This window comes from Mesorhizobium sp. HAY1-8B, assembly GCF_056868045.1.
Window position 1 is genome coordinate 1,571,378 of record NZ_CP200321.1, and the last position, 19,959, is coordinate 1,591,336.

At 64.2% G+C, this 19,959-nt stretch carries 14 protein-coding genes; 6 read left to right on the top strand and 8 right to left on the bottom strand.

The window, feature by feature from the left end; genetic code table 11:
- Window positions 1-30: 30 nt before the first annotated feature.
- From AC1VON_RS07720 to AC1VON_RS07735, 4 genes are all read right to left on the bottom strand, one after another.
- Window positions 31-2,832: a [protein-PII] uridylyltransferase gene (locus AC1VON_RS07720; protein WP_483121326.1), complete on the bottom strand. Its 2,802-nt coding sequence runs from the start codon at window positions 2,830-2,832 to the stop codon at window positions 31-33.
- Between the two features lie 164 nt (window positions 2,833-2,996).
- A complete protein-coding gene (locus AC1VON_RS07725; protein ID WP_172347199.1) occupies window positions 2,997-3,794 on the bottom strand; it encodes a glycosyltransferase family 25 protein in 798 nt (265 codons plus the stop codon).
- Window positions 3,791-4,597: a glycosyltransferase family 25 protein gene (locus AC1VON_RS07730; protein WP_172347198.1), complete on the bottom strand. Its 807-nt coding sequence runs from the start codon at window positions 4,595-4,597 to the stop codon at window positions 3,791-3,793. Before AC1VON_RS07730 ends, AC1VON_RS07725 begins: the two co-directional genes overlap by 4 nt.
- Before the next feature lie 226 nt (window positions 4,598-4,823).
- A complete protein-coding gene (locus AC1VON_RS07735) occupies window positions 4,824-5,627 on the bottom strand; it encodes a glycosyltransferase family 25 protein (RefSeq protein WP_483121329.1) in 804 nt (267 codons plus the stop codon).
- Window positions 5,628-5,835: 208 nt separating this feature from the next.
- On the opposite strand from AC1VON_RS07735, the gene AC1VON_RS07740 reads away from it, so the two are divergent.
- The 3 genes from AC1VON_RS07740 to AC1VON_RS07750 all read left to right on the top strand — a co-directional run bounded on the left by AC1VON_RS07740 (window position 5,836) and on the right by AC1VON_RS07750 (window position 9,727).
- Window positions 5,836-8,352 (top strand): heavy metal translocating P-type ATPase, encoded by a 2,517-nt coding sequence (locus AC1VON_RS07740; RefSeq protein ID WP_483121331.1) that lies wholly within the window; start codon window positions 5,836-5,838, stop codon window positions 8,350-8,352.
- 43 nt (window positions 8,353-8,395) lie between these two features.
- A complete protein-coding gene (gene copM / locus AC1VON_RS07745) occupies window positions 8,396-8,788 on the top strand; it encodes a CopM family metallochaperone (RefSeq protein WP_483121333.1) in 393 nt (130 codons plus the stop codon).
- Between the two features lie 93 nt (window positions 8,789-8,881).
- Entirely contained in the window at window positions 8,882-9,727 is an 846-nt protein-coding gene (locus AC1VON_RS07750; RefSeq protein WP_483121336.1) for an aldo/keto reductase, read from the top strand.
- Here the strand turns inward: AC1VON_RS07750 and mutS are convergent, their stop codons facing one another.
- The gene (mutS, locus tag AC1VON_RS07755; protein WP_483121338.1) at window positions 9,728-12,457 is read right to left on the bottom strand and encodes a DNA mismatch repair protein MutS; all 2,730 of its coding nucleotides are present in this window, start codon (window positions 12,455-12,457) and stop codon (window positions 9,728-9,730) included.
- Window positions 12,458-12,671: 214 nt separating this feature from the next.
- On the opposite strand from mutS, the gene AC1VON_RS07760 reads away from it, so the two are divergent.
- Complete coding sequence (locus AC1VON_RS07760; RefSeq protein ID WP_202324783.1) at window positions 12,672-14,951, top strand: NADP-dependent malic enzyme; 2,280 nt, start codon at window positions 12,672-12,674, stop codon at window positions 14,949-14,951.
- 28 nt (window positions 14,952-14,979) lie between these two features.
- Here the strand turns inward: AC1VON_RS07760 and AC1VON_RS07765 are convergent, their stop codons facing one another.
- Window positions 14,980-15,681 (bottom strand): antitoxin Xre/MbcA/ParS-like domain-containing protein, encoded by a 702-nt coding sequence (locus tag AC1VON_RS07765; protein ID WP_483121341.1) that lies wholly within the window; start codon window positions 15,679-15,681, stop codon window positions 14,980-14,982.
- Window positions 15,682-16,022: 341 nt separating this feature from the next.
- On the bottom strand, window positions 16,023-17,015 hold the full coding sequence (locus AC1VON_RS07770) for an adenosine kinase (protein WP_483121343.1): 993 nt from the start codon (window positions 17,013-17,015) through the stop codon (window positions 16,023-16,025).
- A gap of 228 nt (window positions 17,016-17,243) precedes the next feature.
- On the opposite strand from AC1VON_RS07770, the gene AC1VON_RS07775 reads away from it, so the two are divergent.
- Both AC1VON_RS07775 and AC1VON_RS07780 read left to right on the top strand, forming a co-directional pair.
- Window positions 17,244-18,146, top strand: a complete 903-nt coding sequence (locus tag AC1VON_RS07775) for an EamA family transporter (protein WP_483121345.1) — start codon at window positions 17,244-17,246, stop codon at window positions 18,144-18,146.
- 89 nt (window positions 18,147-18,235) lie between these two features.
- Window positions 18,236-18,937, top strand: coding sequence for a sulfate transporter family protein (locus tag AC1VON_RS07780; RefSeq protein ID WP_172347188.1), 702 nt, complete (start codon window positions 18,236-18,238; stop codon window positions 18,935-18,937).
- Between the two features lie 15 nt (window positions 18,938-18,952).
- Here the strand turns inward: AC1VON_RS07780 and AC1VON_RS07785 are convergent, their stop codons facing one another.
- On the bottom strand, window positions 18,953-19,951 hold the full coding sequence (locus AC1VON_RS07785) for a proline racemase family protein (protein WP_172347187.1): 999 nt from the start codon (window positions 19,949-19,951) through the stop codon (window positions 18,953-18,955).
- Window positions 19,952-19,959: the final 8 nt, after the last annotated feature.

Below are 19,959 nucleotides of genomic sequence, written 5' to 3' on the forward strand. Positions count from 1 at the left end.
CCAGGGATCGGGACAAGGTGGGGATGGCAGTCACTCGGCGGCCGCCTTGGCCTTGCCGCCGCGTTCGGGCGCGATGCCTTCGAGCGTCGCCATCAGCCGGTTGCGGATCGTGGCGATGCGGGCCGGGCTGTCGATCTTCTGGCCGGTGAGGTCGGTGACATAGAAGGTGTCGATGACCTTCTCGCCGAAGGTTGTGATGTGCGCCGATGCGATATCGAGCGACAGGTCGGACAGCGTGCCGGTGATCTCCGACAGCAGGCCCGGGCGGTCGAGCCCCTCGACCTCGACGACGGAAAAGCGGTTCGACAGCGTGTTGCGGATCTCGGCGCGCGGCGGAATCTTGAACACCTTGGACCCGCGCCTTGGCTTGGTGCGCTTCTCGATCATCTCCGGCAGCCAGCTCTTGCCCGACAGCACGTCCTCGATCAGCCGTCCGACGCGCTCGGCGCGCCGCCGCTCATCCTCGTCCCGGTCGAATTCCCGCGAGATCAGGATCGTGTCCAGGGCGCGGCCGTCCGAGGTGGTGAAGATCTGCGCGTCGACAATGTTGCCGCCGGCGCCGGCGCACGCCCCGGCAATGACCGAGAGAAGACGCGGATGGTCCTGCGCCAGCACGGTGATTTCGGTCACCGCCTCGAACTGGTGCGTCTTGACCATGGTGGCGAGCTTGTTGCCGGCCGCGTCCGCCTCGCGGATGAATTCGGCGTGGCGAAGCTGGTCCTGCAGATCCACGGTCAGCAGGTAGTTTTCATAATGCAGCCCGACATAGCGCTTGCGGGCCTTGTCGGGCCAGTCGGCGAGCGCCTCGGCGAGGCGTTCGCGCGCCGCCGCGGTGCGCTGTGCCCGCGACACTTCCGAAAAGCCGCCGGTCAGGAGCAATTCGGTCTCGTAGTAGAGCGTGCGCAGCAACTGGCCCTTCCAGCCGTTCCACACACCCGGGCCGACGCCCCTGATGTCGCAGACGGTGAGGATCAAAAGCAGTTTCAGCCGCTCGACCGATTGCACGATCGAGGCAAAATCCTCGATGGTCTTGCGATCGTTGAGATCGCGGGTCTGCGCCGTCATCGACATCACGAGGTGGTTCTCGACCAGCCAGGCGACCGTTTCCGTATCCGCCGCCGACAGTCCCATATGCGGACAGATGCGCCGCGCTATCCGCGCGCCGGCCTCGGAATGATCTTCCGGCCTGCCCTTGGCGATGTCGTGCAGCAGCACGGCGACATAGAGCGCCTCGCGGCTCTTCTTCAGGCCCGGCATCAGCGAATGCGACAGCGGATGGATCTTCTCGCCGTCGCCGCGCTCGATCTCGGCCAGCACGCCGATGCAGCGGATCAGGTGCTCGTCCACCGTGTAGTGGTGGTACATCGAGAACTGCATCATGGCGACGATCTTGCCGAAATCGGGGATGAGCCGGCCCAGCAGCCCGGCCTCGTTCATGCGCCGCAGGTTGAGCTCGGCGTTGCGGTCCGAGGTCAATATGTCGAGGAACAGCCGGTTGGCTTCCTCGTCGCGCCGCAGCGACTTGTTGACCAGGCCGAGCGAGCGGGTGAGCAGCTTCAGCGCATCGGGGTGAAACTCCAGCCCGTGCTTGTCGGCGAACCAGAACAGTCTCAGCAGATTGACCGGATCGCGTTCGAACACCTGATCGTCGGCGATATTGATGCGGTGGTTGTCGACGATGAAGTCCGACGTGCCGGCGAGCTTGCGCTTGCGGCGCTGGAAGGTCAAGAAGATGCGGTTGAACCCCGGCACATGCTTGGCCTGCTCCTCCTCCAGCGCGGCGCAGAAGATGCGCGTCAGGTCGCCGACATCCTTGGCCACCAGGAAGTAGTGCTTCATGAACCGTTCGACCGCCGACAGGCCGGGATGGGTGGTGTAGCCCAGCCGCTCGGCGATCTCGCGCTGGATGTCGAAATGCAGCCGCTCCTCGGCCTTGCCGGTGAGGAAATGCATATGGCAGCGCACCGCCCACAGAAAGTCCTCGGCCTTCTGGAACTCCCGGTACTCGGCCCCGGTGAAAACGCCCTTTTCGACCAGTTCCTCGCCGGTGCGCACCCGGTAGAAGTACTTGCCGATCCAGAACAGCGTCTGCAGGTCGCGCAGGCCGCCCTTGCCGTCCTTCACATTGGGCTCGACCAGGTAGCGGCTTTCGCCAGCCTTGGCGTGGCGCTCGTCGCGTTCGGCGAGCTTGGCCTGCACATATTCCGGACCGGTCGTTCGCACCACCTCGTGGTCGAAGCGCAGCATCAGCTCGTCATAGAGCTTGCGTTCGCCCCACAGAAAGCGCGCTTCCAGGATCGAGGTACGGATGGTGATGTCGGTGCGCGACAGCCTGAGGCACTCGTCGATGTTGCGGGTGGCGTGGCCGACCTTCAAGCCCAGATCCCACAGCATGTAGAGCATGTATTCGACGGTCTGTTCGCCCCACGGCGTCTGCTTGTAGGGCAGCAGGAACAGGAGGTCGATGTCGGATCCTGGCGCCAGCGTGCCGCGGCCATAGCCGCCGACGGCGACGACGGCCATGCGTTCGGCCACGGAGCGGTTCTTCACCCGGTATACATGCGTCGCCGCGAAATCGTAGAGCGCCCGGATCAGCTCATCCATCAGATGCGACAGCCGCTCGGCGCAGGCGTTGCCGCCGCCATCTTGCCTCAGCATGGCCTCGGCGATCTTTCGGCCTTCGGCGAGCCGGGCCTTGAGAAGCTGGAGCACACCAGCGCGGGCGGCCTGCCCGGAACCGTCGCCGGCCGTGGCGGCCGTCAGCGCGGTCATCTCGCGGCGCAAGGCTTCGCCATCGATCAGTTCATCGAGCTTCAGGGAGATTTTCGCCATAGGTACCGGTCGGCCTTGCCTTTTGGGCGGCGTCTATAGCGCGTTTTCGCGGCGCTGGGTATGGGGCCGGCTTGCAGCCCGGTGCGAGGGCTGAAGCAACTCCAGGAAAGTGTGAAACGGTTCCTCTCGGGAAAAGCACCTAGCTTCCGTGAAACGATGAACCGCTAGTCCGTTGCCTCGATCGGATCGAGGGGTACGACAATGTGTCGCCGGAATCTGCAGAAGTCGGCGATCCACCGTATGGTCCGTCCGGCCTCTCTCTTGATTCTCACCGCTGTCGGCTTTCTGTGCCTTGTCATAAGCCCACTCGCGGTCCGCGCGGCATCCCGCTCCTGATCAAGCAGGCTTGGCAGCCTGTCGGCAACGAACTGGTCCTGCGCGCACAAGGCGGGAACAAGTTGGTAGACAGTCTTGCCGGCTGACATGATGGGGTCGAAGATGAGATCATCGACAGCTATGTTGATATGCGCCGTCGCCTCCAGAAAGTCGCGTGCCGTTTGCCGCGAGAGGAGATAACCCCCGGCCCCCGGGTGGCCCTTGCGGAGCCGGACCACGGAAAAACCGTTTCCAGCGGCGATCCTTCTCCTCTGGACCACGGTTCTGGAGAAGAACGTCTCGAGCTTCACGACATCCGCGTCCGCCGGCACCCAACCGATATCGCCCAGCAAAGCCCCCGCCTTGCCGGAGAAGACCATATCGTCTTCGAACACGGCGCCGTACGGGGCATCGTCTTGGGCAATGATCGTCCAGCAGGCACGATGGCTGTGCAGGCAGGCGATCTCGCTGCCGGAAAGCGGCCGGATGGCGTGTATCGCGTGCTGAGGCTGCAGCACCAGGTCGGGATGCTGCTTTGCATCGATCCCCGCGACCCGCTCGAACCCGATGTTGATGCGGGCAAACTCCGCTGTCATGTGGGCAAGCCGCTCGGGAGACCGATCGAGATTGATGACCAGGCGCTTCATTGGTCGCTTGCCTCGATCGGGCCGAGGGGGACGACAATCTGTCGCCGGAACCTGCAGAAGTCGGCAATCCACCGCGCGGTCCGCCGGACCTCTCTCCTGACTCGCGCCGTGACCGGCTTCCTGCGCTTGTTCGCAAGCCCGGCGGCGACCCACTCGGCGTCCCGTTCCGGCGCAAGCAGACTGGGCAACTTGGCACCAACGAACTGTTCCTGCGCGCACAGGGCTGGAACGAGCTGGTATATCGTCTTGCCGGTCGATGTTGCGAACGCGGGATCAAAAATGAGATTGTCCACTGCCACGTTGACCTCCTCGGTTGCCAGGAGAAGGTCGCGGGCGGCTTGCTTGGAGAGCAGGTAACCTCCGGCTCCTATGTGGTTCTTGCGCAGTCTGAACATGGAAAAGCCGTGGCCCACGGAAAACCGTTCTCTCTGGATCACGGTCGTGTGGAAGAATGTCTCGAGCTTGACGATATCGGTATCGGCCGGAACCCAGTTCGCATCGGCAAGCAGCGCACCGGCCTTCGCCGAAAACACCATGTCGTCCTCGAACACGGCGCCGTAGGGCGCGTCGTCCTGCGCGATGATGGCCCAGCAGGCGCGATGGCTGTGCAGGCAAGCAATCTCGCTGCCGGAAAGGCGTTGCACGGCGTGCAGTGCATGCTGTGGTTGAAGCCCCAGATACGGATGCTGCCTGCCGTCAATTGCCACCACCCGCTCGAAGGCGATCCCGATGCGAGCAAATTCGGCGGTCATATGGGCAAGCCGGTCGGGAGAGCGATCGAGATTGATGACCAGGCACTTCATGTTCTACCAGCGATTTTTGTACGAAACCCTTGCTTTCACGGAACCGGCACAGCCGTCCAGCAGGAGCCCTCTAGCACAGGTGACGTTGTGATTTGTTGATCTTTTCTGGGGATATTTTACGCCAGATCAGAAAACCAAGATTTAAACCCGGCCCATCTTCCCAGGATTACTGGCGGAGTACATGCGACGGGAAGTGGGGAAAATTTTCTATTCCAGGTCAACAAGTCTATCGGTCTGCTTCAGGCGGATCGAAAGGAACGACCGTGTATCGCCGCATTCGGCAGTAGTCAATGATCCATTCGACGACGCGTCTGGTCTCTGTCCTTATTTTCTCGGCGACCGGCCTTCTGCGTTTGATGGTCAGCCCGCTTGCGTCCCATGCCGCATCGCGTTCCTCGACAAGCAGGCTCGGCAGCCTGTCGCCGACGAACTGATCCTGTGCGCAAAGCGCGGGAACAAGCTGGTAGATCGTCTTTTTGCTCGACGTCGGGAACGCCGGATTGAAGACGAGATCATCGGCTGCCGCGCTGGCTTGTGCGGTAGCGTCGAGGAGGTCGCGCGCCATTTGCCTCGACAGGATGTAGCCGGCGGTTCCGACGTGGTTCCTGCGGAGTCTGACCAAGGAAAAGCCGTGACCGACGGCGGTTCTTTTCCTCTGGGTCATGGTTTTAATGAAGAATGTCTCGAGCTTGACGGCATCGGCATCGGCCGGAATCCAGCTCACGTCGGCAAGCAGGGCGCCGGCTTTCGCGGAAAACACGATGTCGTCCTCGAAGACGGCTCCATAAGGGGCGTCGTCCTGCGCGATGATGGCCCAGCAGACGCGATGGCTGTGCATGCAGGCGATCTCGCTGTGGGACAGGCGCCGGATGGAATACATCGCATGCTGCGGATGCAGCATCAGGTCGGGATGGTCACGCGCGTCGATCGCGACGATTCGCTCGAAGGCGATGCCGATGCGGGCAAACTCCGCCGTAATATGGGCAAGGCGGTCAGGAGACCGATCAAGATTGATGACCAAACACTTCATGTTTTAACGGGATCGGCATCGTGTTGGAGGGATCTGCTTATATAACCGGCATATATATTAGCAGGCCGCGCTCCGGAATGAGGGTTTTTTCGGGGGCGAACAGCCCGGGGCTGGATCTGGAAACACGAAAAATCAAAACAGCCCTTGACCTTCCAGTTACTGGAAGCACTACCTCCGTAAACAGGCAGAGGATAGAGGCATTCCTGGAATGACGCATTCAGACCATGACCATCGCGGCGATCACCATTCACATGGCGCGCACGGCAACTGTTGCGCGCCGAAGGGTGCCGATACGGCCGTTCTGCGCGATCCGGTCTGCGGCATGACCGTGGATCCGGACGCCGGCAAGCCGACATCGGAGCACGGCGGCCGCCTCTATCATTTCTGCAGTGAAGGTTGCCGCACGAAATTCCAGGCCGAGCCGGAAAGATACATGACGGCCACCGACCCGGTCTGCGGCATGAGCGTCGACCGCTCGACGGCGAAGCATTTCGTGCGCCATGAAGGCCAGGGCTTCTATTTCTGTTCCGCCGGCTGCAAGGCGAAATTCGAGGCGGCACCGCAAACCTATCTCAGCGACAGGCCGGCGCCGGTGCAGGCACTCAAGGGCACGCAATACACGTGTCCGATGCATCCGGAAATCGTCCGCGACAAGCCCGGCTCCTGCCCGATCTGCGGCATGGCGCTGGAGCCGATGGGCGTACCATCCGGCGATGAAGGGCCAAATCCCGAGTTGGTCGATTTCACCAGGCGGCTCTGGGTCAGCGCGGTCCTGTCGATCCCGCTTCTGATCATCGCCATGGCGCCGATGGTCGGCCTGTCGCTGGAAGGCCTGGTCGACGATCGCACGAAGGTCTGGATCGAGCTGGTCCTGGCAAGCCCGGTGGTGATCTGGGCAGCCTTTCCTTTCTTCCATCGCGGCTGGGAGTCGGTCGTCAACCGCAGCCCCAACATGTGGACGCTGATTTCGCTCGGCGTCGGTGCGGCCTATCTCTACAGCGTCGTCGCCACGCTCTTCCCCGACATCTTTCCGCATCAGTTTCGTGGCCATGGCGGCGCGGTGCCGGTCTATTTCGAGGCCGCCGCGGTTATCGTCGCGCTGGTCTTCCTCGGCCAGGTTCTGGAATTGCGCGCCCGCGAAATGACCGGATCGGCGATCCGTGCCTTGCTCGATCTGGCGCCGAAGACCGCGCGGCGTATCGGCGAAGACGGTTCCGAGACCGACGTGCCGCTGGACAGCGTCAAGGCCGGCGATCGCCTGCGCATCCGGCCCGGCGATGCCGTGCCGGTCGACGGCACCGTGCTCGAAGGCCGCTCTTCCATCGACGAATCCATGATCACGGGCGAACCGTTGCCGGTCGAAAAGGCCGAAGGCGACGCCCTTACCGGCGGCACGCTCAATAAGAACGGTTCGCTGATCATGCGTGCCGAGCGCATTGGCGCCGAGACCACGCTTGCTCGCATCGTCGAACTCGTCGCCAAGGCACAGCGTTCGCGCGCGCCCATTCAGGGCCTGGCCGATCGCGTTTCCTTCTACTTTGTCCCGGCGGTCGTCCTTGTGGCCATCGTGGCATTCATGGCCTGGGCGGTCTTCGGCCCCGAGCCCAGTCTGATCTTCGCCGTCGTCTCGGCGGTCTCGGTGCTGATCATCGCCTGTCCCTGCGCGCTCGGCCTCGCCACGCCAATGTCGATCATGACCGCCACCGGGCGCGGGGCGCATGCCGGCGTGCTGATCAAGGAAGCCGCCGCCCTTGAACGCTTCGCCTCCGTCGACACGCTGATCGTCGACAAGACGGGCACGCTGACCGAAGGCCGGCCGAAACTGACCGATGTCGTCGCTGCCGGGGGCATGGTTGAGAATGAATTGCTGGCGCTTGCCGCCGCGCTGGAAAAAGGCTCGGAGCATCCGCTTGCCGAGGCAATCGTCGAGGGCGCCGGCTCCCGTGACCTGAAGATCGCGGAGGCCAGCGATTTCGAGGCGGTCACCGGCAAGGGCGTTCTTGGCACCGTGTCGGGACAGAAAGTCGCGCTCGGCAATGCGGCGATGATGGCCGATCTCGGTATTGACATCGCCTCCATCTCCAGCAGGACGGAGGCGCTGCAGGCTGAAGGCAAGACGGTGATGTTTGTCGCTGCCGGCAAGACGCTGGCCGGCATCGTCGCCGTCGCCGATCCCATCAAGGCCACCACCGCCGAGGCGATCCGGGCGCTGCATGACAGCGGCTTGAGGATCATCATGGCAACCGGCGACAATGAGCGCACCGCCAAGGCGATCGCCAAAAGCCTCGGCATCGATGAGGTTCGTGCCGGTTTGCTGCCGGAACAGAAGGCAGCCCTGGTCGAGGAATTGCGCGGCAGGGGCGCCGGTGTTGCCATGGCCGGCGACGGCGTCAACGACGCACCGGCCTTGGCCAGCGCCGATGTCGGCATCGCCATGGGCACCGGCGCCGATGTCGCGGTCGAAAGCGCCGGCATCACTTTGGTCAAGGGCGACCTCAACGGCATCGTCCGGGCCCGTAAACTCGCCCAGGCGACGATCGGTAACATCCGCCAGAACCTGTTCTTCGCCTTCCTCTACAACGTGCTCGGCGTGCCGGTCGCCGCCGGCGTGCTCTATCCGCTCACCGGCATGCTGTTGTCGCCGATGCTGGCGGCGGCGGCGATGAGCCTGTCCTCCGTTTCCGTCATCGCCAACGCATTGCGTCTGCGGACGTTGAAACTCTGATCCAAACCCCCAAATACGAAACCGAAGTAACAGGAGACCATGAATGACTTTGGCCAAGAAACTCGTGCTTTTGCTGATGGCGGCTGGAATGCTGCTCGCCGTCTTCCTCGAAACCGTTCCGGCGCAGAGCGAAGACATGAAACACGACATGGCCGGCATGTCGACGGACGCGACCAGCCCTTCGACCGAAGGCTACAAGGCGGCGATGGACAAGATGCATGCCGACATGATGGCATCGCAATATACCGGCAATGCCGACGTCGATTTCGTTCGCGGCATGATCCCGCATCATCAGGGCGCCATCGACATGGCCAAGGTCGAGCTCGCCAACGGCAAGGACCCGGAGATCCGCAAGCTGGCCGAAGGCGTGATCGCCGCCCAGGAAGCCGAGATCAAGCAGATGCAGGACTGGCTTGCCGCCCATCCGGTGAAGTAGAGCTTTCGAGGCATCGCAAGGTAGGCTGCGGCGAGAACGCTCTGGATTTCTCGTCCGGCCTGTGATGCGATCGGGCCTCAACTGGAGCCTGCCATGCCGTCGAGCGTCAGAACCATCGCGTTGCCGTCTGGCGAGGCCATACCCGTTCTCGGCCAGGGCACATGGAAGATGGGTGAGGATCCACGCCGTCGCTCCACGGAAGTCGATGCTCTCAAGCTTGGCCTCGATCTCGGCATCACGCTGATCGACACCGCCGAAATGTATGCCAGCGGTGGCGCCGAGGAAGTCGTCGCCGAGGCCATTGCCGGGCGCCGCGACGAGACTTTTCTGGTCTCGAAAGTTCTACCGTCGAACGCTTCGCGCGCGGGTGTGCAGCGCGCCTGTGAGAACAGCCTGAAGCGCCTGCGCACCGACCGCATCGAGCTCTATCTCTTGCATTGGCCAGGCAGCGTGCCGTTGGCGGAGACGGTCGAGGCGTTCGAGGCGCTTAAGAAGGCCGGCAAGATCCGTCACTGGGGCGTCAGCAATTTCGACACCAAGGAAATGGAAGACTTAGTCAGCGTTGCCAATGGCGGCAACGTCCAGACCAACCAGGTGCTTTACAATCTGGTCCGTCGCGGCCTCGAGTTCGATCTGGCGCCCTGGAGCCGGCAGCGCGGCATTCCGCTGATGGCCTATTCGCCGGTCGAGCAGGGCGCATTGGCGCGCAATGCCAGGCTCGATGCGGTCGCCGCCCGCCACAATGCGACCGCCGCGCAAATAGCCCTGGCATGGGTGATTCATCAGGACGGCGTCATCGCCATCCCGAAGGCCAGCAGCCAGGAGCACGTCCGCCAGAACGTCGCCGCGCTCGACATCGCGCTCACGGGCGAAGACCTCGCCGATCTCGACCGCGCCTTCCCCCCGCCGATCCGCAAGCGCGGGCTGGAGATGATCTGACTACTTGCCGGCCAATCCCTTCAGCCGGTACAGCGCTTCCAGCGCTTCCCGTGGCGTCATCTCGTCGGGATTGATCTCGCCGAGCGCAGTGCCAAGCGCATCGCTTTTCAGCGGCTTCGGCGCCTCCCGCTTCATCGCCACGGAAAACAGCGGCAGGTCATCGACCAGCCGGTTGGTCTTGCCGGAAACCTCGCCTTCTTCCAGCTGGTGCAGGACTTCCTTGGCCCGATCCACCACCGCTTCCGGCAGGCCGGCCAGCCGTGCCACCTGCACGCCGTAGGAACGGTCGGCCGCACCCTTGCCGACCTCGTGCAGGAAGACGACGTCGCCCTCCCATTCCTTGACCCGCATGGTGACGTTGTGCAGCCGCGCCAGCTTGCCGGCCAGCGACGTCATCTCGTGGAAATGGGTAGCGAAGATCGCCCGGCAGCGGTTCTTCTCATGCAGATACTCCACCGCCGCCCAGGCGATCGACAGGCCGTCGAAAGTGGCGGTGCCGCGGCCGATCTCATCGAGGATCACCAGCGCCCGATCGCCGGCCTGGTTGAGGATGGCCGCCGTCTCGACCATCTCGACCATGAAGGTCGAACGGCCGCGTGCCAGGTCGTCCGAAGCGCCGACGCGCGAGAACAGCCGGTCGACGACACCGATATGAGCCGATACCGCCGGCACGAAGGAGCCCGTCTGGGCCAGGATCGCGATCAGCGCGTTCTGCCGCAGGAAGGTCGATTTACCGCCCATGTTCGGGCCGGTCAGCAGCCAGATCGCGCCGTTCTTGGCGCTCCCCTCTGGCGAGAGATCGCAATCATTGGCGACGAACGGTCCCTCGCCCGAACGGCGCAGCGCCTGTTCGACGACCGGATGCCGGCCACCGGAAATATCGAAGGCGAGGCTCGAATCCACCAATGGACGGCACCAGGCTTCGCTTTCAGAAAGCAGCGCGAGTGCCGCCGACACGTCGAGAGCGGCAAGCGCGTCGGCGCCGGCACGGATCTTTTCCGCCTCGCCGACGGCTTCTGCCGTCAGCGCATCGAAGGCGGCCAGTTCGATGCTCAGCGCCCGGTCGGCGGCATTGGCGATCTTGGTCTCGAGTTCGGCAAGCTCGGTCGTGGTGAAGCGCATGGCATTGGCCATGGTCTGGCGGTGAATGAAGCGCGCCTTGGCGCCATCGCTGCCGGTCATGACCGCGTGGTGGTTGGCGGTCACCTCGATATAGTAACCCAGCACGTTGTTGTGCCGGATCTTCAGCGAACGGATGCCGGTCTCCTCGATCAGCGAGCGTTCCAACGCGGCGATCACCTTTCGCGACTCGTCGCGCAGCGCCCGCATCTCGTCGAGTTCCGGGTGGTAGCCCCCGCGAACGAAGCCGCCATCGCGCTTGAGCAGCGGCAGTTCGTCGCCAAGCGCTTGCGTCAGGTGCTGCGCAAGCGGCTTGGGCAAGGCATGAATGGCGGCAAGTGCGGCCGCCAATTCCTGGGGCAGGGCGATCGCGGCAAAGGTCTCGGCGATGGCGCCCGCCGCCTCGAAGCCGGCGCGCAACGCGCCGAGATCGCGCGGGCCGCCGCGGTTAAGCGCCAGCCTGGACAAAGCGCGCGGCATGTCGGCGACGCTTTTCAGGCTCGCCCGCACCGCCTGGCAAAGCCGCGTTTCGGAGCGGAAGAACGACACCGAGTCCAGTCGTGCGCCGATCGCCGCCGGGTCGGTCAGCGGCGCCATCAGCCGGTCGGCGAGCAGCCTTGCGCCGCCGCCGGTTACCGTGCGGTCGATCGCCTTGAACAGCGAGCCTTCGCGGTTGCCGGACAGCGTGCGCAGCAACTCGAGATTGCCGCGTGTCGCCGGATCGATGAACAGGGTCGAGCCCTGCTCTTCGCGCTCAGGGCGCGACAGCGGCGGGCGTTCGGCCTTCTGCGTCTTCTCGACATAGGCGATGGCGCCAGAGATCGCCGACAGTTCCGCCCGCGAAAACGTGCCGAAACTGTCCGGTGTCGCCACCTCGAAGAAACGGGCGATGCGCCCGGTGGCAGAGGCCGAATCGAACAACGACGGCGGTTGCGGGTTGGCGACGCGGCCGAGCACGTCGAACACAGGCTTCAGCTCCGGATCATAAAACACCGGTTCGGCGACGATCAGCTCGCGCGGATCGACACGGAAGATGTCGGCGAGCAGCCGGTCGGCGGTGGTCTCGGCGACGCGGAAGGCGCCTGTCGAGATGTCGATCCAGGCCAGCGCGAACGAATGGTCCGCCCCGCCCTTCACCCGCCCCAGCGCCATCAGGAAGCTTGATTCCGACGGCGCCAGCAATTTGTCCTCGGTGATCGTGCCCGGCGTCACCAACCGCACCACGTCGCGGCGCACCACCGATTTGGAGCCGCGCTTCTTGGCCTCGGCCGGATCCTCGATCTGTTCGCAGACGGCGACGCGGAACCCCTGGCCGATCAGCTTCTGCAGATAATCGTCGGCCGCATGCACCGGCACGCCGCACATCGGGATGTCGTGTCCCTGGTGCTTGCCGCGCTTGGTCAGGACGATGCCCAGCGCGCGGCTCGCCTTTTCGGCATCGTCGAAGAACAGCTCGTAGAAATCGCCCATGCGGTAGAACAGCAGCGAATCCGGGTTCGCCGCCTTGATCTCGATGAACTGCTCCATCATCGGTGTCACTGCGGCCGTGCCGGGCTGTGGCGGCGTCATCACCTCGGGGACGTCGGGCTCGTTGGGGCTGTGCATGTTCATGGCCCGGCACGCTAGCAGATGTGATGGCCGGGTTTAATGCCGGGTCATCGAAAAGCAGGGGAAGACCGAGGCGAGAAGTGCCCGCAATTTCCCATGCGATCCGCGATTCAGGCGTGGTGGCGGTTTACACGCGGCGGCGCGTGGTCTTAATTCGGACCGAAACAAAGCACCCGCTTCAAGGAGGTGCTGCACCGGCGAGGAAATCAAAAGCATCATGGCCAGGAAAACCGAGAACAGCGGTCCGTCCGTCAGCGCGCAGGAAGCGCTCGAATTCCACGCCATGGGCCGGCCAGGCAAGCTTGAGATCGTCGCCACCAAGCCGATGACGACGCAGCGCGATCTGAGCCTCGCCTATTCGCCTGGCGTCGCCGTGCCGGTGCGCGCCATCGCCGAGGACCCCAGCCGGGCCTTCGATTACACGACGCGCGGCAACATGGTCGCCGTCATCTCCAACGGCACCGCTATCCTTGGCCTCGGCAATCTCGGCGCGCTGGCCTCCAAGCCGGTGATGGAAGGCAAGGCGGTGCTGTTCAAGCGCTTCGCCGATGTCGATTCCATCGACCTCGAGGTCGACACCGAGGATGCCGACGAGTTCATCAATTGCGTGCGCTTCCTCGGTCCTTCCTTCGGCGGCATCAACCTCGAGGACATCAAGGCGCCGGAATGCTTCATCATTGAGCAGCGGCTGCGCGAGCTGATGGACATCCCCGTCTTCCATGACGACCAGCACGGCACCGCCATCATCTCGGCCGCCGGCCTGATCAACGCGCTGGAAGTCACCGGCCGCGACATGAAGACCACGAAGCTGGTCTGCAACGGCGCGGGTGCCGCCGGCATCGCCTGCATCGAGCTGATGAAGGCGATGGGCTTCGCGCCGGAAAACATCGTCCTGTGCGACACCAAGGGCGTGGTCTTCCAGGGCCGCACCGAAGGCATGAATCAGTGGAAGTCGGCGCATGCGGTCAAGACCGACGCGCGCAGCCTCGCCGAGGCGCTCGACGGCGCCGACGTCTTCCTCGGCCTCTCGGCCAAGGGCGCGCTGACCACCGCCATGGTGCAGTCGATGGCCAAGAACCCGATCATCTTCGCCATGGCCAATCCCGATCCGGAAATAACGCCGGAGGAAGTGGCCGAGATCCGCACCGACGCCATCATGGCGACCGGGCGTTCGGACTATCCGAACCAGGTCAACAACGTGCTCGGTTTCCCTTACATCTTCCGCGGCGCGCTGGACGTGCGGGCCACCACCATCAATGACGACATGAAGATCGCCGCGGCCAGGGCGCTCGCCGAACTGGCGCGCCAGGACGTGCCCGACGACGTCGCCGCCGCCTATCAGGGCAATCGGCCGAAATTCGGCCCCAACTACATCATTCCGGTGCCGTTCGACCCGCGCCTGATTTCGGCCATTCCGCTGGCCGTCGCCAAAGCGGCGATGGATTCGGGCGTCGCCCGCAAGCCGATCCTCGATCTCGACCGCTACGCACAGGAACTGTCGGCCCGCCGCGACCCGATCGCTTCGACCCTGCAGCGCATCTACGACCGCGTGCGCCGCCAGCCCAAGCGCATCGTCTTCGCCGAAGGCGAGGAGGAGCAGGTGATGCGCGCCGCCGTCTCCTATGTGAACCAGCGGCTCGGCACCGCCATCCTGCTTGGCCGCGACGATGTCATCAAGGAAAACGCCAAGCACGCCGGCATCGACCTCAACAAGCAAGGCATCGAGATCATCAATGCCCGGCTGTCGCGCCGCAACGGCATCTACACCGACTATCTCTATGAGCGCATGCAGCGGAAGGGCTTCCTGTTCCGCGACTGCCAGCGCCTGATCAACAACGACCGCAACCACTTCGCCGCCTGCATGGTGGCGCTGGGCGACGCCGACGGCATCGTCACCGGTGTGACCCGCAACTATTCGACCGCGCTCGACGATATCAGGCGCGTCATCGACGCCAAACCCGGCCACCGCGTCATCGGCGTGTCGATCGTGTTGGCGCGGGGCAAGACCGTGCTGGTCGCGGACACCGCCGTGCACGACATGCCGAACGCCGAGCAGATCGCCGACATCGCCGAGGAGGCGGCTGGCTTTGCCCGCCGCATGGGCTACGAGCCGAGGCTTGCCATGCTCGCTTATTCCACCTTCGGCCATCCGCAGGGCGAACGCTCCGAACGCGTCCAGGAAGCGGTGCGCATCCTCGACAAGCGCCGCGTCGATTTCGAATATGACGGCGAAATGGCCGCCGACGTCGCGCTCAACGCCCGCGCCATGGCGCAGTATCCGTTCATCCGCCTCACCGGCCCGGCCAATGTGCTGGTCATGCCGGCCTTCCACTCGGCCTCGATCTCGACCAAGATGCTGCAGGAACTCGGCGGCTCGACGGTCATCGGCCCGCTGCTGGTCGGCTTGAACAAGCCGGTCCAGATCGTCTCGCTGAACGCCAAGGATAGCGACATCGTCAACATGGCGGTGATCGCGGCATACACGGCGGGGACTTGAGGAGCGGTCCGCGCAGCGGATGAGAGCTTCAGCCCGGCGCGAACGCCCGCGCCGCCTCGACCACGTCCGAGACCTCGTCAGCACGCAACAGGTCGATTGGGATGCGCCCGTCGAGCTGTGCCGCCGGGCGTGTCAGCCATAACCACGCCAGCCTCGGATTGCCGATCTGCTTGAGCACGTCGCTTATGCCCGCGACCGGCCTGCCGTCGACGAACTGCGCCAGCGGGAAGACGTGTTTGCGGCCGCCCTTGCGCAAGGCGATGACGTCGCCGCGCCTTTGCCAGCGATGCAGGGTCGAGCGGGCGATGCCCAGATTTTCTTCGAGGTAGGTCGAACCGGCGACACGGCCGGCCCAGTCCTCGATCAGCATCGATTCGAGGTCGTCGGACCGTGGCGGGGGAGGAAGCGGCTCATCGGCCAGCAAAGCCGTCGAAGGGCTCGTGGCCCCGGCAGTGCCGGCTTCGCTGCGGCGCTCGGCTTCCGCTGCCAGCGCGCGCACGAATTTCGACGCAAGGCCGGGAAGGTCGGCATGGATGGCGTCGATGGCCCTCTGGTGTTTCGGCGACAGCAAGGTGACGGCGGATGCTATGCTGCCGGCGATCTTGCCGACAGAGACCACGGTGGATTGGTTGATGGCCTCGTCATAATGGGCAAGCGCGCGCTCGACATCCTCCGCGACCATATCCGCGAAGTCGTCCTGTCCGAGACCGTTAATCTGAAATCTGCTCATGCATCTGTCTTCCGGCCGCGCGCGCTCTCCCCTCAGCCGCGGCCGATCGCTGAATTTCTAGTGCGGAAAACGGAAATCATGGCGGCAACGAAACGCACCGCCCGACAGCTTGCTGTCTTGCATCTTTCAACACCCCATCTGACTGCGGGCCCCCGAAATGTCAGTCACGGGAGGCTCTCAATTTCGTGTAGGAGCGATCTGTGACAGTCACGCGACGGTGAGAGGCGGTCCGCGCAGCGAACGAAAAGCCAATTGCTTGGCTTTTCGAGCTTCGAACGCACTGAGCCTGCGAAGGGCTGCGGCGCGGCCGGCTGTTTACAACAGAAGCGCCGAGCTTGCGGTTACAGCAACCCGGCCAGTTCCGCCTCGCGGCGCAGATTTTGCCTTGGCCTTGGGCCGATCTGCTGGATCACCAGGCCGGCGGCCAGGGAGCCAAGGTCGCCGCAGGTCTTGAGGTCGCGGCCTTGCGTGTAGCCATGCAGGAAACCGGCGGCGTAGAGATCGCCGGCGCCCGTCGTGTCGACCAGTTCCCGGATCGCCGTCGCCTGGATGACCACGGTCTCGTCGCCGCGCACGATGACCGAGCCTTTTTCAGAACGGGTCACCGCGGCTATTCTGCAGTCCTTGCGAATCTTGGCCACCGCCTCGTCGAAGGACGATGTCTGGTAGAGCGACTTGATCTCGTGGCTGTTGGCGAAGACGATATCGACCGTGCCCGAGCGCATCAGCTCGAGGAACTCCTCACGGTAGCGGTCGACGCAGAACGAATCCGAAAGCGTCATCGACACTTCGCGGCCCGCCGCGTGCGCCAGCTTGGCCGTCTGCCGGATCGCCTCCTTGGCGCGCGGCGGGTCCCACAGATAGCCCTCGAAATAGGTGACCTTGGCGCCCGATGCCTTTTCGGCCTCGACATCCTCGGGGCCGAGTTCGACGCAGGCGCCGAGATAGGTGTTCATCGAGCGTTCGCCGTCGGGAGTGACGAAGATCATCGAGCGTGCCGTCGGCGGCTCGCCCTTGAGCGGCTTGGTGTCGAAGGCGACGCCCTGCGCATGGATGTCGTGCGCGTAGATTTCGCCCAGCGCATCGTTGGAGACCTTGCCGAAGAAGGCGGCGCGTCCGCCGAAGGAGGCGACGCCGGCCGCCGTGTTGCCTGCGCTGCCGCCGGAGGCCTCGATCGCCGGGCCCATGCGGCTGTAGAGCAGTTCGGCGCGCCGCGTATCGATGAGGTTCATCGCGCCCTTGATGATGCCGTTGGTTTCGAGGAATTCCTCCTCGCACTGGGCGATGATGTCGACAATGGCATTGCCGATGCAAAGCACGTCATAATCCGGCATCAATATCTCCGCCAAAACCCGAGCCGGCTTCTTGCCACGCTGGCCGGGCGCGGGTTTAGCGATTAACGACAGCTTTGCCTAGAGCATGACACTCAACTTTGACGGGATCGCCCCTGAACAGGGCGCCAACAGCCAGGCGCTACGACAATTCGACCGTGGACGAAGCGTTTCATCGCCGCATTGCCTACAAATCGGGCCGGATCGACCGCACCGGAAGACGGCAAGCCCATGTCCGCGAAGAACGACAAGACCATCGACCTGGCGTTGCTTGCCGTATTGGCGGTGCTGTGGGGCGCCTCCTACACTTTCATCAAGATCGGCGTCGAGACGATCCCGCCGGTCACCTTCATCGCCGCCCGCACCTTGATCGCCGGCGGCATCCTGTTCGCCATTATCCGCTGGCGCGGGCTGGCCATGCCGGGCGATGCGGCAAGCTGGCGCCGCTTCGCCTTCCAGGCATGCCTCAACAGCGTCATACCATTCACGCTGATCGCCGCCGCCGAGCGCTCGGTCGATGCCGGCCTGGCCACGATCCTCAACGCGACCTCGCCGATCTTCACCTTCGTCTTCACCGCGCTCATCACCCGCCATGAGTCGGTGACGGCGCGCAAGCTGATCGGTGTCGGCGCCGGCATGGCGGGCATCTGCTTCATTGTCGGCACGCAGGCGCTGGGTGGTCTCGGTCACGAACTGTGGGCACAGGTCGCCATCGTCGTGGCAACGATCTGCTATGCGGGTGCGGCGATCTTCGGCCGCGGCTTCAAGGGCCTCGATCCGATGCTGCCGGCCGCCGGTTCGATGCTGTGCGGCGCGGTCATGCTGGTGCCGCTCAGCCTGTTGGTCGACCAGCCATGGACGCTGACACCCTCGATGGCCTCGATCCTGGCCCTGCTTGGCCTGTCGGTGTTTTCAACCGCGCTGGCCTTCGTCATCTATTTTCGCCTGATCCACACGCTGGGTTCGGTCGGCACGACGTCGCAGGCCTATCTGCGCGTACCGATCGGCGTCGGCATCGGTGCTGTCTTCCTCGGCGAAAGCCTGGGGCCAACGGCATGGTTGGGCATGGCCTTTGTCGTGATCGGCGTTGCGGCCATGACGATCCCGGTCAGGAAGCCGGCGTTTGCCCGATAGCGATACGCGCTTGTGCTCACGAGCCGCGCTGCCTATCTCGTGAACGTCCCGCCTTTACGGCGCTGTCGCTGATTTGGGGTTGAAGCACGGTGATTTTCGACGCTGCCCGCACTGCGGCCCTCGAGCTGCTCTCGCCGCCGTTTCGTGCCGTGTTCCTCAAGACGCTTGGCCTGACCGTGCTGGCCCTGGTCGCCTTGTGGTTCGGCCTGACCAGCCTGGTCGAATGGCTGGCGCTCCCTTGGCTGCAGGCCTTGTTGCCCGGCATGCCGTCCTGGGCCGGCTGGCTGGGCGGCATCATCGCGGCAATAGCGCTTGCCTTCGGCACGGCGCTGCTCGTCGCGCCGGTGACGGCTGTGATCGCCGGCCTGTTCCTCGACGATGTCGCCGAAGTGGTCGAGCGCACCGACTATCCCGGCGACCCGACTGGGCGCGCCATGCCGGCGCTGCGCTCGCTGGTGCTGGCGATAAAATTCTTCGGCGTCGTCATCCTCGGCAACATCGTCGCCTTGCTGCTCCTGTTGGTGCCGGGCATCAACATTGCCGCCTTCTTCGTCGTCAACGGCTATTTGCTTGGCCGCGAATTCTTCGAATTTGCCGCCATGCGCTTTCGCGGCGAAGACGAAGCCAGGGCCTTGCGCCGGCAGTACGCCGGCACGGTCTTTCTCGCCGGGCTGGTCATCGCGGCCTTCCTCGCCGTGCCGTTGCTCAATTTGGTGACGCCGCTCTTCGCCGCCGCCATGATGGTGCATCTGCACAAGACGATTTCCGCACGGGAAGCGGCACGTCGATAGCTGAGCCAGCTCGGTTCAACGGAGCAGGAAACCTCGTCCCAGCTCGTCATCGGGCTCGACGATGAATTCCGCCCGTCCGGAATAGTAGGCGCGGCCGCCGACGCGGGCGATGATCGCATCATGCGGGCCGGCCTGTGCCGTCCGAGCCACCGCGCCCGAAAAGCGCGAGCCGGCGATGCTCTCGAAGGTCCGCGTCTGCCCGATGGCAATCTCGCCCTTGGCAAGCATGGCGGCGAGACGGGCGGTGACGCCGGAGCCGGTGGGCGAGCGGTCGACCTCGGCCTCGGCGAAGACGCAGATGTTTTTCGTCACCTCGCCGGAAAACGCGTCGCGTCCGTCGGTCAGGATGGTGCCGTAGAGAAAGGCGAGGTCGGCGTGGTCGGGATGCGAAAGCGGAAATTCTGACTTGAGCCTGTCCGTCAGCGTCGTTGCGGCATCGACAAAATCGCGCACGCGATCACGGCCGAATTCCAGCCCGAACTGATGGCAGTCCGCCAGCGCGTAGAAAGCGCCGCCATAAGCGATGTCGAAGCCTATCTTGCCATATCTTGTCAGCTCGATCTGCTGGTCACCGGCAAACAGGAAGGCCGGCACGCTCTCGAACGACACGGCGCCGGCCTTGCCGTCCAGAACCTCGACCGAAGCGACGACCAGGCCGCACGGCGCCTCGATGTTGACGGTCGTGATCGGCTCCTGTTTCGTCACCAGCCCTTCATCGATGGCGTAGCGGCCGAGCGCGACGATGGCGTGGCCGCACATCGTCGAATAGCCCTCATTGTGCATGAACAGCACCGCGAGATCGGCGCCCGGCAAGTCGGGCTCGACCAGCAGGGCGCCGTACATATCGTAATGGCCGCGCGGCTCGAACATCAGGATTTTTCTGAGATGATCGAGACGGTCGCGCACATAGGCGCGCTTTTCCAGGATGGTGCCCTTCGGGATGCGGGGATAGCCGCCGGTGACGATCCTCAGCGGCTCGCCGCCCGTATGCATGTCGACAACGGTCAGCGTCATGCGCCCAG